The sequence below is a fragment of the Thermophilibacter sp. ET337 genome (genome assembly GCF_024733715.1).
Taxonomy (GTDB): domain Bacteria; phylum Actinomycetota; class Coriobacteriia; order Coriobacteriales; family Atopobiaceae; genus Thermophilibacter.
This window is the reverse complement of sequence record NZ_JANRHO010000001.1, coordinates 124177-138663: the sequence shown is the minus strand read 5'-3', so window position 1 is coordinate 138663 and position 14487 is coordinate 124177. Positions and strand designations below refer to the sequence as shown.

The 14487-nt window shown below is 69.2% G+C and carries 13 protein-coding genes and 1 tRNA gene; 2 read left to right on the top strand and 12 right to left on the bottom strand.

What is annotated here, in order from left to right:
* Positions 1 to 19: 19 nt before the first annotated feature.
* Complete coding sequence (locus NW198_RS00675) at positions 20 to 586, bottom strand: hypothetical protein (protein WP_258339604.1); 567 nt, start codon at positions 584 to 586, stop codon at positions 20 to 22.
* On the opposite strand from NW198_RS00675, the gene NW198_RS00670 reads away from it, so the two are divergent.
* Positions 562 to 1884 (top strand): IS1249 family transposase, encoded by a 1323-nt coding sequence (locus tag NW198_RS00670; protein WP_258339603.1) that lies wholly within the window; start codon positions 562 to 564, stop codon positions 1882 to 1884. The two genes, NW198_RS00675 and NW198_RS00670, sit on opposite strands and share 25 nt — an antisense overlap.
* Before the next feature lie 124 nt (positions 1885 to 2008).
* Here the strand turns inward: NW198_RS00670 and NW198_RS00665 are convergent.
* The 10 genes from NW198_RS00665 to NW198_RS00620 form a co-directional block, all read right to left on the bottom strand.
* Positions 2009 to 2084: transfer RNA gene (locus NW198_RS00665), tRNA-Thr, on the bottom strand.
* 395 nt (positions 2085 to 2479) lie between these two features.
* Positions 2480 to 3670 carry a purine-nucleoside phosphorylase gene (locus tag NW198_RS00660; RefSeq protein WP_258339602.1) on the bottom strand — a complete coding sequence of 397 codons (1191 nt, stop codon included), beginning with the start codon at positions 3668 to 3670 and terminating at the stop codon, positions 2480 to 2482.
* On the bottom strand, positions 3670 to 4725 hold the full coding sequence (locus tag NW198_RS00655) for a hypothetical protein (protein WP_258339601.1): 1056 nt from the start codon (positions 4723 to 4725) through the stop codon (positions 3670 to 3672). The genes NW198_RS00660 and NW198_RS00655 overlap by 1 nt, the downstream gene beginning before the upstream one ends.
* A gap of 114 nt (positions 4726 to 4839) precedes the next feature.
* Positions 4840 to 5403 carry a hypothetical protein gene (locus tag NW198_RS00650; protein WP_258339600.1) on the bottom strand — a complete coding sequence of 188 codons (564 nt, stop codon included), beginning with the start codon at positions 5401 to 5403 and terminating at the stop codon, positions 4840 to 4842.
* 13 nt (positions 5404 to 5416) lie between these two features.
* Complete coding sequence (locus tag NW198_RS00645) at positions 5417 to 6208, bottom strand: NYN domain-containing protein (protein ID WP_087315281.1); 792 nt, start codon at positions 6206 to 6208, stop codon at positions 5417 to 5419.
* Positions 6209 to 6387: 179 nt separating this feature from the next.
* Positions 6388 to 7491, bottom strand: a complete 1104-nt coding sequence (locus NW198_RS00640) for an NAD(P)-dependent oxidoreductase (protein ID WP_258339599.1) — start codon at positions 7489 to 7491, stop codon at positions 6388 to 6390.
* 21 nt (positions 7492 to 7512) lie between these two features.
* Entirely contained in the window at positions 7513 to 8586 is a 1074-nt protein-coding gene (locus tag NW198_RS00635; RefSeq protein ID WP_258339598.1) for a DegV family protein, read from the bottom strand.
* Entirely contained in the window at positions 8576 to 9169 is a 594-nt protein-coding gene (gene hpf / locus NW198_RS00630) for a ribosome hibernation-promoting factor, HPF/YfiA family (RefSeq protein WP_087315287.1), read from the bottom strand. The genes NW198_RS00635 and hpf overlap by 11 nt, the downstream gene beginning before the upstream one ends.
* Positions 9170 to 9391: 222 nt before the next feature.
* Positions 9392 to 10495 (bottom strand): ABC transporter substrate-binding protein, encoded by a 1104-nt coding sequence (locus NW198_RS00625; protein ID WP_258339597.1) that lies wholly within the window; start codon positions 10493 to 10495, stop codon positions 9392 to 9394.
* Between the two features lie 440 nt (positions 10496 to 10935).
* Positions 10936 to 11667 carry a ComF family protein gene (locus NW198_RS00620; protein ID WP_258339596.1) on the bottom strand — a complete coding sequence of 244 codons (732 nt, stop codon included), beginning with the start codon at positions 11665 to 11667 and terminating at the stop codon, positions 10936 to 10938.
* Between the two features lie 367 nt (positions 11668 to 12034).
* Here NW198_RS00620 and NW198_RS00615 point away from each other — a divergent pair, with 367 nt between their 5' ends.
* Entirely contained in the window at positions 12035 to 13207 is a 1173-nt protein-coding gene (locus NW198_RS00615) for a hypothetical protein (protein WP_258339595.1), read from the top strand.
* Positions 13208 to 13457: 250 nt separating this feature from the next.
* On the opposite strand, the gene NW198_RS00610 is transcribed toward NW198_RS00615, so the two are convergent.
* The gene (locus NW198_RS00610) at positions 13458 to 14468 is read right to left on the bottom strand and encodes a TatD family hydrolase (protein WP_258339594.1); all 1011 of its coding nucleotides are present in this window, start codon (positions 14466 to 14468) and stop codon (positions 13458 to 13460) included.
* Between the last annotated feature and the right edge of the window lie 19 nt (positions 14469 to 14487).

Sequence of the window (14487 nt, the reverse complement as noted above, 5' to 3'; positions counted from 1 at the left end):
AGTCGAGGCCCTCCTTCAGTCAGGCGTTCGGCATCAGCCGCATGCCCACGCCCGAGCCCCCGGAGACGGCAACGTCACGGCCGCTCTGCTCCGAGGCATAGACGAGGTCGACCGTGAAGTCCGTGACCTGGCCTGCGGCGTTTGTCCCGGTGACGGTGATGACGGCCTTCTCGACCGGCTGCTGAGAGTCGGGGACCATCCTGATCATGGCGCCGTTAAGGAACAGGCCTGCGGAGGTCTGCCCGAAGGAGTCTCCGGAAAAGACGTAGAACCCGTCGACGTCGGTGACGTCGGGGGCGTTCCAGTTCCAGTTCTTCGCCAGACCGTACTTGAAGACGTCCTCGCCGCCGACGAACTCGATCGGAACGCCGCACTCATACCTCAGATAGCGGCTGCGCCCTCCCTCAGGCATCGTGAGCTCCGGGTATTCGTTCGCGATGTCCCCGTAGCGCTCTGCCTCCTCCTTGGTCTGGTACGTGCAGATGCCGACGCCGTCACCGCCAAAGATCGTGTAGCACACGACTTCAATCGCCTCGTCGGCGAGCGCCGTGACGGGCAGGCATGCGACCGCCGCAAACAGCGCCACAAGGGTTATGTTGCAGAAAGTGTGTCTGCCACGGCGCCGTCCCCACAGTCAGGGCGCAGAAAACCACCCTCCCGAGTTGGCTCGCCCCGACTTCCCGGTGTTTCAGAAAGTGTGTCCGGGCATCCCTTGACACCCCAGCTCAGGCAACCTTTTCCGCGAGAGAAGTTGCCTCGAGACGGGATGGGCCTGTGGCGAATCCGAAATGCGCCGTGTGCGGCGGCACGATGAAGAGGAACGGCAAGACGAAGGCGGGCACGCAGCGCTGGCGCTGCCCCGCGTGCGGGGCCTCCTCCGTGCGCAGGATCGACACCAGGGCCAAGGAGCTCGGAGCGTTCCTGCGGTGGCTGCTCTCGAAGCGCACGACCTCCGAGCTCCCGGGGAGCCGCACCAGCTTCTGGAGAAGGACCTCCTGGGTCTGGGGAATCTGGCCCATAGCCCACGCGACCGGCGAGGTCCATGACGTCGTGCACCTCGACGGCATCTGGATGCGACGAGACGCCGTGGTGCTCATCGCCTGGGCGGACGGACACGTCCTGGCCTGGCATCTCGCCCAGAGTGAGTGCACGTTGGCGTGGGCCGCCCTCATGGCGCGCACCCCGGCGCCCAAGATGGCCGTCTCCGACGGTTCCACGGGCCTGGCCAAGGCGGCATCCCTAGTATGGAAGGGCACCCGCATACAGCGCTGCGTCTTCCACGTGGCCAGCCAGATCAGGCGCTACACGACCCTCAGGCCGAAGCTGGAGGCAGGGGCTGAGCTGCTCGGGATCGCAAACAGGCTCGCCCACATCCGTGATCCGGCGTCGGCAGCCCGGTGGCTTGCGGACTACAGCGCCTGGTGCGTGAGGTGGGAGGCGTTCCTGAAGGAGTTCACGCTCAGGGAGGGCAGGCGCATCTACACCCACGAGAGGCTCCGACGTGCCAGGAAGTCCCTCAACAAGCTCGTCCGGGAAGGGACGCTCTTCACCTTTGTCGAGATGCAAGAGCTTTACGGAGGGGCATGGCCCTCCACCAACAATGCCCTGGAAAGCGTGAACGCACGCCTGCGCGAGATGCTGAGAAACCATCGCGGGATGCCCTTGCTCCATCGCATCAAAGCTGTTTTCTGGTGGTGCCATCTCCATACAGAGGCGCCGATGCCCGCTTCAGAGGCGCTGCGCGTCATGCCTACGGATGCCGAGGTGGACGGCCCCTTTGCCAATGCTCAAAGGAAATCGAAACGAGGGGACGGAGCCCCAGAGGAATATGGAGCAGGCATCGACTGGAGTGAGTTTCACATGCCAACACGGTTCAGGAGGTAAACCCCAGCGGACACACTTTCTGCAACATAACCCCCCTATCTCCACGCCCCTTCCCCAGGGGCGGACACGCATCAAATATGAAAAAAGGTCAGAGACCCATGAGCCTCTGACCTGTGCGTTTGGCTGGAGCCAGCTACCAGACTCGAACTGGTGACCCCCGCTTTACGAGAGCGGTGCTCTACCAACTGAGCTAAGCTGGCGTGTCAGCGAATAACAACTATACGAGAACCGCTGCCGCTGCGCAAGCACGTTTTTCTCTGCCGCTGCGGCGCGTGGCTCCGCGGGTCGCGGGAGGTGCTTACCGATTGCCACGCATCGCACGGACGGGCATTTGAGCACTTACTAAACCGGGGTTGTCGCAGGCGCGGAGTTCTTCTCGGCCGCGGATCTTTGCTTTTCTCGGCTTTGGGCGGGCTGGCTGCTTACGGAACCGGGCGCATCGCGGGCCAAGAGGTTGCCGTGCTTAGAAAATACGCCCCATCCGAGAGGGCTTCCCGGATGGGGCGTGGGGTCAGTGCGATGCACGGCAAAGAGTAAGCGCGCGACGGCTGAGAAGTGCGCCGGGGCGGAATGGTTAGGCACCCGCCCGCGCCCGCTACAGCAGCCGCAGCACGCCGCGCACGAGCGCCTCGAAGTCCTCCGCGTGCTTCTCGGCCTCGGCGAGCACCGTCTCGTGGCTGACCGCCGGCGCGCCGGACTCGTTGGCCGCCAGCGTGAGCCCCAGCACGTTCATGCCCAGCGCCCGCGCCATGACGACCTCGCACACCGTGGACATGCCCACGTAGGACACCCCGAGCGTCGAGAGCGCCGCCACCTCGGCCGGCGTCTCGAAGCACGGGCCCAGCACGCCCGCGTAGACGCCCTCCTCCACGGCGATGCCCAGGTCGTCGGCCACGCCGCGCGCGATCGTGCGCAGGTAGGGCGAGTAGGCGTCGTTCATGTCCACGAAGGGGCTCTCCACGTCTCGCAGACCCTCCCACTCGGCAAGGGGGTTGCGCCCCGTGAGGTTGATCTGGTCCGTGAGGATGCCCAGGCCCGTGTGCGCCTGGCCCGGCACCGCGCCCGTGGCGCACGCAAAGACGACGTCGCGGCAGCCCAGGTGGTGCGCGTGGCGCACGAGCGCCGTGACCTCGGCGGCGGAGTAGCCCTGGTAGAGATGGATGCGCCCGGGATAGACCACCACCGGCACGCCGTCGATCGAGCCCACGGTGGCCTCGAAGCTGTGACCCGCCACCGGGCGCGCGTCCTGCGGAAATCCCTCGATGTCACGGTAGTCGATGCGGCGGACCGGCCTCACGAGCGAGCCCAGGTGCCCCAGGCCGCTTCCCAGCACGATGGCGACGGGATGCTCCACGCTCGGCTTGCACGACTTCACGGTATCCTCGGTGACCACGCAGATCCCCTCCTCCTCGAGCCTGCGGGCAAAGACGCCCTGGCCCGGAACGAGCCTTCCAGAGTAGGTTCCATCGTAGATCAGACCCACCCCGCACGAGGGGCTCTTTGCCTTGAGGACGGCCAAACGGACCGGCGAGCGTCTCACCGCGTCGAGGCACCGCCGCGCCCCGAGGTCAAACTCCGCGGTCACGTCCCGCCCGTCGGCGAGAAGGACGCGCCCCCCGAGCTGCTCCGCCGGCGGCCGCGGCACGGGAAGCCCGCTCGCGGTCTCGGGGCACACGCGCGTGACGTCGACCTTGCCCGCCAGCTCCATCACCTCGGAAACGGGCTTGGAGCCCCCGTCGTAGCGGACGGGAACCCCAAGCAGGCAGGCGCTTATCGCGACGCGCATCAGGAGGTCGCCAGGGAGCCGAGCTGGATGGTCGCGCCCGCGAGGAGGTTCCTCGTGTAGTCGCTCCACTCGTTGCTCATCTGGGTGTAGGCGTCCTGGTAGGCGCTGTAGGCCACGTTGTAGGCGGCCTCGGCGGCGGCGTAGGTCGCGGAGTCGTTGGTGATCTCGTAGGTCGAGAGCGTGGCGTAGAAGTCGCCGTCGGTGCGGGCCCAGGTGCCGGCCTCGGAGTCCCACTCGTCGCCGAGAAGGGCGATGATGTAGCTCGCGTAGTCGGCCGTGGGCGTGTCCTCGGCGCCGTCGGCGGGGGCCGTGGGCTCGGTGGGCTGCTCGGGCAGGGTCGTCTCGCACACGGAAGCGCGCAGCTTCTCGATGACGACGGACTGGGCGAAGGTGTCGCGCACGGCCTGCTCGTCCATGCCGTAGTAGCTGGCGATGCTGGCGAGGTCGGAGGTGCCCATCGTCTTCTCGCTGTAGTCGGAGATCTCCTCGTCGCTCGCCGTGAGGCCGCGGGCCTCGGCGTCGTCCAGGATGATCCGGTTCTGCGCGTACACGAGCACGTTGGTGGCGGCGGGCACGTTGTAGGTGCCGTCCTCGTTGACGGCGGTGTCCACCGAGGAGCCGCCGAAGGTCAGCACGTCGCGCGCCGTCACGTTGGTGCGCACGCCGTCGAAGGTGTAGGTGGCGATGGTGCTGTCGAGCTCGTCGGCAGAGAGCGTCGTGCGGCCGTCGAGCGCGACGGAGCCGCCGCCCGCGCCGCCGAGCAGGAAGAAGCCGGCGAGCACGCCCACGACGAGCGCGCAGACGCAGATGGCGACCCACACGGGCGTGGAGGGGCCGCGGTGCGCGTGGGCATCGGCGTCGGCGGCGTCGGCCTCGGCGGGGGCGTCGGCGGGCTCCGCGGCAGCGGCGCCCGGGGCGGGCGGCGCGCCGGCGCCCTTCTCGGTCTCGGCAGCCTCGGGCTCGACGTCCTTCTCAGCCTTGGCCTCCACGTCCTTCTCCTTCACCGAGTCCGCGTCCTTCTCGGCCACGTCCTCGATCTTGTCCTCGTCTGCCATGGGTCTCCCCTCACGCACGGCGCGCCGCGACGGGCGCGCCCATCTTGCTTTCAGGCCTTGATTCTACGGCGCGGCACGGCGACGGGGAGCAACCTCCCCCGCCCCTGCACAAACCTATGAGAGAGCTTGAAGGATCTCTGCCGAGAAGGACTTGATGTAGCCCGTGCCGTTCTCGGCGTCAAACTTCACGCGAGCCGCCAGGGAGCCGCGCGTCTGCTCGGAGGCAGCGCCCTGCGCGAGGCCCAGCAGCGCCGTGAGCATGTCACGGTACTCGGCGTCGCCGTGATAGCACTGGATCGCCTCGTCGAGCAGCGGCCAGACCTCGTCGGAGCGCTCGGGCGAGCTCGCGCCGAGGCGACACAGAAACTCGAAGGCCGCCAGGCGCACCGTGGCCGAGCCGTCGTCGAACAGCGACGCCTCGGCGCCCTCGAAGGCGCCCGCCACGCGCTCGGCGTCGGTCTGCGCGACGGCCCCGAGGGCGTCGAGGACCTCCCAGCGCGTCTGCGCCTCCGGGCGGAAGAGCGCGTCGATGAGGTCGTCGGCAAAGGGCGCCACCACGTCGGGGTTGCTGCGCGCGGCCTGGGCGATCGCGTGGGCAACCTCCTGGCGGCGGCGACGGCTCGAGCCGGAGAGCTCCTCGACCAGGCCCGAGATGTCCGGGGTTTCGATATCCGCCATGTTCTTGTCCTCCCTACTCGCAGAACCCGTCGACCACGGCCGTGCCGCTCTTGGGGTCCTGGTGAATCTCAATGAATCCGAGCTTGGACGCCTCGCGCAGAAGCGCCGTGAAAGAACGGTAGCCGTACGAGGCCTCCGAGAACTGCGGGCGCTTGCGCTTCATCGTGTCCTTGAGGCGCGAGGCGAGGATGAAGCTGTCGCTCTCGCGCTGCAGCGCGTCGATGGTCTCGAAGAGCAGCTGGTAGCAGTCCTGCTTCTCGCGCGGCACCTTGCCGGAGAAGTCCGGGATGCCCGCGCCGCGGGTGATGTCCTCGTAGAAGATGAACTCGTCGCAGACCTCCGCGAGCAGGCTGCTCGTGGCCTCCTTCATGCCCACGCCGATGACCGTCTTGCCAAACTCCTTGAGCTTGGAGACGAGCGGCGAGAAGTCCGAGTCGCCGGAGAGGATGGCAAAGGTGTCGATGTGGTCCTTCGTGAGGCAAATCTCCATCGCGTCCACGGCAAGGCGGATGTCGGCGGAGTTCTTGCCGGTGTAGGCGCGGTCCGGGATCTCGATGAGCTCGATGCCCAGCTCGTGCAGGGGCGTGACGGCGTCGGAGAAGCGCTGCCAGTCGCAGTAGGCGCGCTTGGCGGTGATGCGGCCCTTGTCGACGAGTCGCTCGAGGATGAGCTTGACGTCGGGGAGCGGGCCGGGCTCCTGGTGCCCGCGGCGGTTGCGCTTGCCCGTGCCGAGGGCGAGGTTCTCAAAGTCGATGAGCACCGCGATGGAGCTCTGCGGGCTCTGGGGGATGTCGGTTCCGTTCATGAAGCGGGTGGTTCTCCTTGTCTTGCGCGGCGCTGATCGGCCGGCGCCGAGGATGTCGACGCCGGCCGGCTACCGTAACATACACAGTTCCGTTGCGTATTCTATATCCGCAGGTATTTTTTTGGCAAAACCGGAGCTGTACATGTTAGCGAGGCGCGTCTAGCCCTCGTGCCCCGTGGCTAGTGCTCGTGATCGTGGTCGTGGCAGTGGCACTCGTGGCCGTCGCCGTGGCCGTGCCCATGGCCGCCGCAGCACTCGTGGTCCTCGCCGTGGTCGTGACCGCAGCAGCACTCGTGGTCGTGCTCGTCGTCCTCGCCCTGGTCGAGCAGGGACCAGTCGAGGCCGGCCGCCACGCACGCGGCCTCCTCCTGGTAGAGCAGCGTGAGGGCCTGCGTGCCCATGCGCGAGCCGCCGATCTGGCAGAGCATGTCAAAGAGGGTGAACGCCGTCTCGGCGCCCGGCAGCGTGATGTCGAGGTCCTCGGAGCGCTGCAGCGCCAGGCCAATATCCTTGCGCAGGTGCTCGGCGAGAAATCCCGGCTTGTAGTCGCCCGCGAGGGACTTGGGCGCCAGGGTGCGCGACGCACCGGAGCCGCCCGTGCCGCTCGCCATGACCTCGAGCACGCGCTCGGCGTCGATGCCGGACTGCTCGGCGAGGGCCAGCGCGTCGGCGTAGCCCACCATACAGGAGGCCAGCGAGACCTGGTTGCAGAGCTTGGCGGTCTGGCCGCCGCCGGGCTGGTCGAAGTAGAAGATCTTGGACGAGAAGGACTCGAGCACCGGGAGCACGGGCGCCGCCGCGGCCTCGGTGATGCCGGCGATGAGGGTGAGGGTGCCGTCGATCGCGCCCTGCTCGCCGCCCGTCACCGGGCAGTCGAAGGCGTGCTTGTCCTCGACCTCGGCGGCGTCGTGGATGTCGCGCGCGAGCTGCGGGGAGCTCGTGGTGAGGTCGATGAGCCAGGCGCCCTTCTTGGCCGCGCGGATGAGGCCGTCGGTCGTGAGGTAGACGTCCTCGACGTCGCTCGGGTAGCCCACCATGGTGAAGACCACGTCCGCGTCCGCGGCGGCCTCGGCGGGGCTCTCCGCCCACGTCGCCCCGCGGGCGAGAAGCCCCTCGGCCTTCTCGCGCGTGCGGTTGTGGACGGTGAGCTCGTAGCCGGCGTCCATGATGTGGCCCGCGATGCGCGCGCCCATGATGCCGGTCCCGATGAAGGCGATCTTCTTGATCTGCAAGGTGGTTCCTTTCCACAGGCAGGGTGATGAGAAGGGACGGTCCCTCCTCATCACCCCGTTGTCAGACAGTTGCTACTTCTCGCCCTTGACGCGGCGGGCGATGCGGTCGGTGAACGAGAGGCTCTCGCGACGGTCCTTGCCCCAGAAGAGCAGGGCCACCATGCCCGGGCCCACGTGCGCGCCGATGACCGGGCCCACGGAGCTGTAGATGATGGGGACGTCGGCGCAGCCCGGCTCCTTGCGGACCTGCTCGGCAAGCCACATGGCGTCCTTCTCGGCGTCCGCGGAGACGATGGCCATGGGGAGCTTCTCGTCCCCGCCCTCGGCGCCGAGGTAGTTGGCCTTGAAGTCCGCCAGGATCGCGCGCAGGGCCTTCTTGCGGCCGCGGCACATGCCGCGCAGCGTGAGGGCGCCGTTGGTGTCGTAGGAGAGCTCGGGCTTGATGTCGAGCTTGCCGCCCACGGTGGCCGCGGCAGGCGGGATGCGCCCGCCGCGCGCGAGGGCGTCGAAGGAGTCCAGCGTGAAGTAGCCGTGGATGTAGTAGCGCGCCTCCTCGGCCCAGGCCACGAGCTCCTTGGCGGTGAGCCCCTTGGTCGCCTGGTTCACGGCCTCGAGGGCCAGGAGCTCGGCCGCGGCGGACGGGCAGACGTTGTCCACGACGTAGATCTCGAAGCCCGGATGGCTCTCGCGCACCATCTCGGCAGCCTGGCGCGCGGCGTCCAGGCTCGAGGAGAGGCCGCGGGTGAAGGCCAGGTAGACCGTCGGGGTGCCCTCCTCCGCCGCGCGCTCGAAGAACTCGAGGTAGCGCCCCGGCGTGACGGCCGAGGTGGTGGCCGTCTCGCCGGCGCGCATGCGGTCGTAGAACTGCTTGGGGGTCATGGACTTCCAGAGGTCGTCGACGTGCTCCTCCCCGCCCATGACGTAGGTGAAGTGCACGACCTCGACGCCGAGCGCCTCGGCGACGCCGGGGGCGAAGTCGGCGCAGGAGTCGACGATGATCCTCACGTTGGACGCGCGGTGATACGCGCGGCCCAGGCGCGCAGCCTCCTGCGACGCCTGGGCGTTGGTCTCTGACGCGAGCCCCTGCTCGGAGGCCGCGTCCTGGATTGCGGTGGTGCTGGTGGTGCTGGTATCGCTACTGCTCATTCTCTTCCTCGATCTTGGGCTTGATGATGCCGTACCCGCCGTTCTTGCGGTGGTAGATGACGTTGACCAGGCCGGTGGTGGCGTTGGTGAAGACGTAGAAGTCGTGGCCGATGAGGTCGGTCTGGACGAGCGCCTCCTCCTCCGTCATGGGGAACAGGTCGATGTACTTCTCGCGCACGAGCTGGTCGTCCTCGGTCTCGTCCGGGCCGGGCTCGATGAGGGTGGCGAGGTCCTCCTGGGTGACGGTGCCGGCCTTGGCGGCGGCGACGCGCTGGCGGCGGTCGATGACGCGCGTCTTGTACTTGCGGAGCTGACGGGTGACCTTGTCGGCGGCGTCGTCGATGGCGGCGAACATGTCGTCGGAGCTCGCGACCACGCGGACGACGTTGTCACGGACAAAGACCGTGACCTCGCAGGTCTTGCGCTCGGGGTTGGAGGGGTTCTTGTCGACGCGCAGAACGACATCGCAGGTCATGGGCTTGATATCGAACACCTTGAGCGCGTTGCCGACCTTCTCCTCGACGTGTGCGCGAAGAGAGTCGGAGACTCCCACCTTGCGGCCCGAGATCTTGATGTCAACCATGCGAACCTCCTAACGATTGCCATGGGCGGGCGCGACACGGGCGCGACCGCTCCTACGACAATAGATACCCAAATGCGAGCGGCCCATTCCCCCCTCTCGCGGCCACCAACTGCCTGAGCGGCATGGTCTGTTCGGCGTGCGTTCGCAAAGGCGGGCGAGAAGAACGCGCGCTCGCTGCCGCGCCGGGAGCGCGGGGCCGGACGCCGGGCGCCGGGCTCGGCGTCAGTCGAACGCGTAGGCGGAGCCGATGTAGGTGCCGTCAGAGTCATCGGTCCCGGCGTCGGTGCCGTCCGCGCCGGCGTCGTCGGCGGAGTAGCCGTTGCCGGAGACGCCGTCTTCGCCCTCGTCACCGTTTTGGGCGTCGGCGTTGCCGCTGTTCTCGTCGCCCTCGTCCACCGGCTCCTCCTGCGGCTCCGGCAGGCCGGTCACCACCGTGGCCTCGGTGAGGGCCGGGAACTCCCCCACCCAGCGGGACTTGGCGATGTCGGCGACGCCGTTGGTCTGGATCGCGTCGAGCGCGGCCTGGACGTTGGCCTGCAGGGACGTGGCGTCGGTCGAGACGGCCACGCCCACGGGAACGGGCGTGTCGATGGTGCCGGCGAAGGAGATGCCCTCATGCGTGCAGGCGAGGTAGGCGCCGGCGTAGGCGTCGCACACCACGTAGTCGACCGAGCCGGCCGCGAGCGCGTCGAAGGCCTCGTTGAGGTTGGAGAAGGTCTCCTCGAAGTTGCCGAGCCCCAGCTTGGCGAGGGAGGCCTGCGAGACGGAGCTCTCCTGGACGCCCACCGTCTTGCCGGAGAACTCCGTGGCGGCGATCGGGGTCGCGACCGTGTCGCCGGCGGCGAAGACGCCGAGCGCGCTCTGGGCGTAGGAGCCCACGACGGTGCAGTCGCCCTGGGTGGCGTCGACGCTCATGACGACGTCGCAGGAGGCGAGGCCCGCCGCCACGTTGGTGACGGAGACGAACTCGACGTGGGCGAGCCCCAGCTCGTCCGCGAGGGCGTACGCGGTGTCGACGTCAATGCCCATCGTGGAGCCGTCCGAGCCGGTCATGACGAGCGGCGCTGTGCCCGTGGACCGTACGCCGACGGTCAGGGTGCCGGGGGTGACGAGGTCCTCGTCGCTCACGGCGGGCACCAGCTCGGCGCGGCGGGCGGCGCGGGCCTGCTCGACGGTGACCGGGTCGGTCACGTCCTTGATGATGCTCTGGACGACGCTCCCGACGCCCGAGGGGATCTCCGAGATCCCCGAGCAGCCGGCGAGGAGCGAGACGCTGAGGGCCGCGGCGGCGACCCCGAGGATGCTATGAAAGCGCGAGCGCGGCATGGCAACTCCCGTCTACGATTGCGGTCGTACGCCTCTCCCAGCTGACCTGGTCTTTGCCCCCACACCCGCGCACCGGGGACGTCGCTTCCGGCGCCGCGGCGCCTCCACTCTTGCCCCTCTCGCCCGCGAGGCCGTATGCCTCTTAGGTATGACGGGCGGTGCGACTTACCTCTAGGACGAGCCATGATCGTCAGGACGCGCACGCCCTGACTTACGTGGATCCCTTTGTCCTCGTCTGACATGGACTTGGGCTCCGGACGCGCCGGGGCCCGCAACCACAGACCTGGTCGAGACGTCTGCTCAGTATACCCCGTCCGCGAGGCGCTTCGGGGAGGGGGCGGGTGTGTTAAAGCAAGTTTCATCATGTTGCCGGGCGCGGGTCGCGGGCGGGCGCGGGGAGCGGGCGAGGCGCGGGCGCGGGCGGCCCTCAGGCACCGGGCTCACCACACGCGGGCGAGGACGCAGGCGGTGACCGACGCCGCGCCCCGGGCGAGAAGGGCGCGCGAGGCCTCGGCAATCGACGCGCCGGTGGTGGCGACGTCGTCGAGCAGAAGCAGCCGCGCGCCCGAGACGTCCCCGCGGACGTACATGGTGCCCTCGAGGTTTTCCGCGCGTTCTTCTCGGCCAAGGATGCGCTGGTCACGGGCTTGCGGTCGCACGAGCACGTCGGCGAGCCCCAGGCCGGAGAAGCCGCAGAGCTCGCGGGCGACCAGCGCCATGTGGTCGAAGCCGCGGCGCGCGAAGGCGGCGGACGTGGCGGGCACGAAGCAGACGCCGTCCACCTCGTCGGGCGAGAAGCGCGGGCGCCCGTCCGGCGCGGGCCAGGCGGACGCCTCCTCGAGCGCCGTGAGCAGGGCAGCCGCCATCACCGGCGCGAGCCGCAGCTCATGTCCGTCCTTGAGGCAGGTGACCATGCGCGCCGGCGTGCCGTGGAAGCCAAACGCGGCGACCGTGGCGCGCACGGGCCAGGTGCCGTCGCACTCCGTGCAGGTGAGTTTCCCGTACGGCGCACCGCACGAGGGGCACGCCAGGCGCTGCTCGATCCACGGCAGCGCGGCGCGACATCGGTCGCAGATGAGCTCGCCGGGCTGGTCGCAGCCCACACAGCGCGTGGGCCACAGGGCCTCCGCGAGTCCCTCCCCCATCCTTGTGGCAAGACGCCCGATGCGCATGCGACCCCCTTCCGTCTGCGGATGGGGGTCGCCTCGGTGGCGGTAGTGTAGCACGCGAGGGACGCGGGGCGTGCGCAGGTCCTGTGCTTAAGGTTTGCGGCCCGTCGCACTTCTCGGCCTGGGCTCCGTCCCCGTTTTTGTCGCGCCCGCCACGTCCTTCTCGTCCCGGTCGCTTTGGGCCGAGCCGTTACCTACTTCAAAACCAGTGGGTAACCGCCCTCAAGAGGGGCTCTTTTCCGTTTTTGGGCCAGTTACCCACTGGTTTTGAAGTAGGTAATCCTTCCGCCTCCGGTCAAGGGTCGATGACCCCTTCACGCGGCGGCGCGCCTGGCGTACGCTGGCATCAACGTCGACCGGAGGAGCCGTCATGCGCACCATCATCTGCGACCTCACGCGCGCGCAGCTCGAGGCCACGGGCGCGCGCTTCGACGCGGCCGTCACGCGGGAGGACCTCGCCGCCGCGCACGACTGCGCGGGCTGCTTCGGGTGCTGGGTGCGCACGCCGGGCGTCTGCGTCATCCGCGACTCCCTGGGCGACCTCGGCGTTCTTATCGCCCGGACCAAAGAGCTCTGGATCTTCTCCCAAAACGCCTTTGGCGGGTTCTCCCCGCTCGTCAAGCGCGCGCTCGACCGCTCCATCGGCTACCTGCACCCCAACTTCCGCATGGCAAACGCCCAGATGCACCATCGCCTGCGCTACCCCGACCACGAGCTGACGATCAGCTGCTGGCTCTACGGCCCCTCCACGGAGGCGGAGCGCGCGTGCTTTGGCCGCATCGCCTCCGCAAACGCCCTCAACCTGGGAGCGCGCCTCGCGGGCATCTGGTTTCCCGCAGACGAGCTGGGCGCAGGCGCCGAGAAGAACGCGCCCGCCGTGCCCGCGGCGGCCACCCAGCCGCACGCGCCCGCCCTCCCCCGCCGCGTGGCGCTGGTGAACGGCAGCCCGCGCGGGGCCCGGTCGGCGACCGCGCAGCTGCTCGGGGACTTTGCGGAGGCGCTGCCGGTCTACGCACGGATGGCCGGCGTGGGGCGTCCCGAGCTCGTGCGCGCGACGCGCGCGGAGCTGCTCGAAGGCTGCGACGTGGTGCTCATTGGCTATCCGCTCTACGTGGACGCGCTGCCGGGAGGACTCGTGGAGCTCCTCGAGCGCTCCCGGGGCGTCATCTCCCCGGGGACTCGCGTCTACGCCCTGGCCAACATGGGGTTTTACGAGGCCGAGCAGATCGTTCCGTCCTTCTCGGTCATCGAGAACTTCTGCGCGGGATCGGGCGCGCGGTGGATGGGCGGCGTCGCGGTGGGCGCGGGCGGCATGCTGGGGGCCATCGCCAAATCCCCGCGCATGGGGATGCTGCGTCGCGGCGTCTCCGAGGCGATCGACCGGCTCATCATGGCGGTCCTCGCCGGATCGGACGCGGGCGAGGGCCTGGCGCGTCCGGGGGTCCCGCGCTGGGCGTACCGGCTCGCCGCCGAGACGCGGTGGAGACGCCTCGCGCGCGAGCACGGCGCCGACCTCGACGCCCGCCCCGCCGACGCGACCTGACGCCGCACCTCCTTGGGAACGTGCGGGATCCGGACGGTCCGGGCCCAAAAACCGTCCGGGCGCCGCACCTCCTTCAGCCACGTGCGGGATCCGGACGGTCCGGGACGCAAAACCGTCCGGGCGCCGCACCTGCTTCAGCCACGTGCGGGATCCGGACGGTCCGGGACGCAAAACCGTCCGGGCGCCGCACCTCCCCGGGGAACGTGCGCCGCCCGAACGGTCCAGACGAGAAGAACCTCGGGAACGGCCCCTATCGCCCAAAGAGCGCGCAGGCGTTGTGCCACAGCGCGTCGTAGGTCTCCTGACGCGAGCCGCGCCCGCCCTTCTCGCGGACGTCCGCGATCATCGCCGCGGTGAAGGCGACCATCGCGGGCTCGCACTCCTCGCCGCGCAGCGGCACCGGCGCCATGTACGGGCTGTCCGTCTCCGTGAGCAGGTACCGCTCGGCGCAGATGGTCGCAGCCTCGCGGATGTCGTCGGAGCGCATGAACGTCAGCGCGCCGCCAAAGGCGATGCGGCAGTCCAGGCGCGTGAAGCTCTCGAGCACGCGGACGCCACTCGTGAAGCAGTGCAGGTCGCAGCCGGCCTCGGGCACGCCCTCCTCCTCGAGGATGCGCGCGGCGTCGCGGTGGGCGCCGCAGCGGACGTCGTTGGCGGCGTCGCGGATGTGCAGCTGCACGGGCATCCCCAGCTCCTTGGCGAGGCGCAGGTGGGCGCGGAAGACCTCCTCCTGCACCGGATAGGGAACCGTGCTCGAGGGGCCGTAGTCGAGGCCGAACTCGCCCACGCCCACGCAGCGGGGACTCGCCAGCAGCTCGCGCAGGCGCGCCATGACGTCGTCGTCGAAGGTGCCCGCGCCGTAGGGGTGCGCGCCGGCGACGATGCGCACGTTGTCGAGAAGCTCGGGCGCGTCGTAGCCCTCGAAGGCGGGCGGGACAAAGCCGCGCTCGGCGCACTCGGCGAGCGCCTCGCGCGCGGTCTCGATCTGCTCGTCAAGCCAGCTCAGCAGCGCGGGCACGCTCTCCCACCTGCGGGGGATGTCGTCGATGGGGTCGATGGGGACCACGAGCAGGCGCACGCCGGCGAGCGCGGCGCGCACGAGCGCCATCGCCGGGTCGTGCTCGCGGAAGCTCGTGAGGTGACCGTGGGTGTCTGCCAGCGGCGCGAGCGGCACGGGCATCGGGGCCGCCGTCCCCTTGTGGTCGTGGAACAGCTCGCCGTCCGCGAGCGTGAGATCGTCGAGCGCAATGACGTTGGACATGGTGTGCTCCTAGCTCCTT

Excerpts from the sequence above, each read along its gene's own strand:
- NW198_RS00635 (WP_258339598.1), bottom strand. The coding sequence starts at position 8,586 with ATGAGCAGTAGCGATACCAGCACCACCAGCACCACCGCAATCCAGGAC.
- NW198_RS00615 (WP_258339595.1), top strand. The coding sequence starts at position 12,035 with ATGCGCACCATCATCTGCGACCTCACGCGCGCGCAGCTCGAGGCCACG.
- NW198_RS00625 (WP_258339597.1), bottom strand. The coding sequence starts at position 10,495 with ATGCCGCGCTCGCGCTTTCATAGCATCCTCGGGGTCGCCGCCGCGGCC.
- NW198_RS00620 (WP_258339596.1), bottom strand. The coding sequence starts at position 11,667 with ATGCGCATCGGGCGTCTTGCCACAAGGATGGGGGAGGGACTCGCGGAG.
- NW198_RS00660 (WP_258339602.1), bottom strand. The coding sequence starts at position 3,670 with ATGCGCGTCGCGATAAGCGCCTGCCTGCTTGGGGTTCCCGTCCGCTAC.
- NW198_RS00640 (WP_258339599.1), bottom strand. The coding sequence starts at position 7,491 with ATGAGGAGGGACCGTCCCTTCTCATCACCCTGCCTGTGGAAAGGAACC.
- NW198_RS00610 (WP_258339594.1), bottom strand. The coding sequence starts at position 14,468 with ATGTCCAACGTCATTGCGCTCGACGATCTCACGCTCGCGGACGGCGAG.
- NW198_RS00670 (WP_258339603.1), top strand. The coding sequence starts at position 562 with ATGCGACCGCCGCAAACAGCGCCACAAGGGTTATGTTGCAGAAAGTGT.
- NW198_RS00645 (WP_087315281.1), bottom strand. The coding sequence starts at position 6,208 with ATGAACGGAACCGACATCCCCCAGAGCCCGCAGAGCTCCATCGCGGTG.
- NW198_RS00650 (WP_258339600.1), bottom strand. The coding sequence starts at position 5,403 with ATGGCGGATATCGAAACCCCGGACATCTCGGGCCTGGTCGAGGAGCTC.
- hpf (WP_087315287.1), bottom strand. The coding sequence starts at position 9,169 with ATGGTTGACATCAAGATCTCGGGCCGCAAGGTGGGAGTCTCCGACTCT.
- NW198_RS00655 (WP_258339601.1), bottom strand. The coding sequence starts at position 4,725 with ATGGCAGACGAGGACAAGATCGAGGACGTGGCCGAGAAGGACGCGGAC.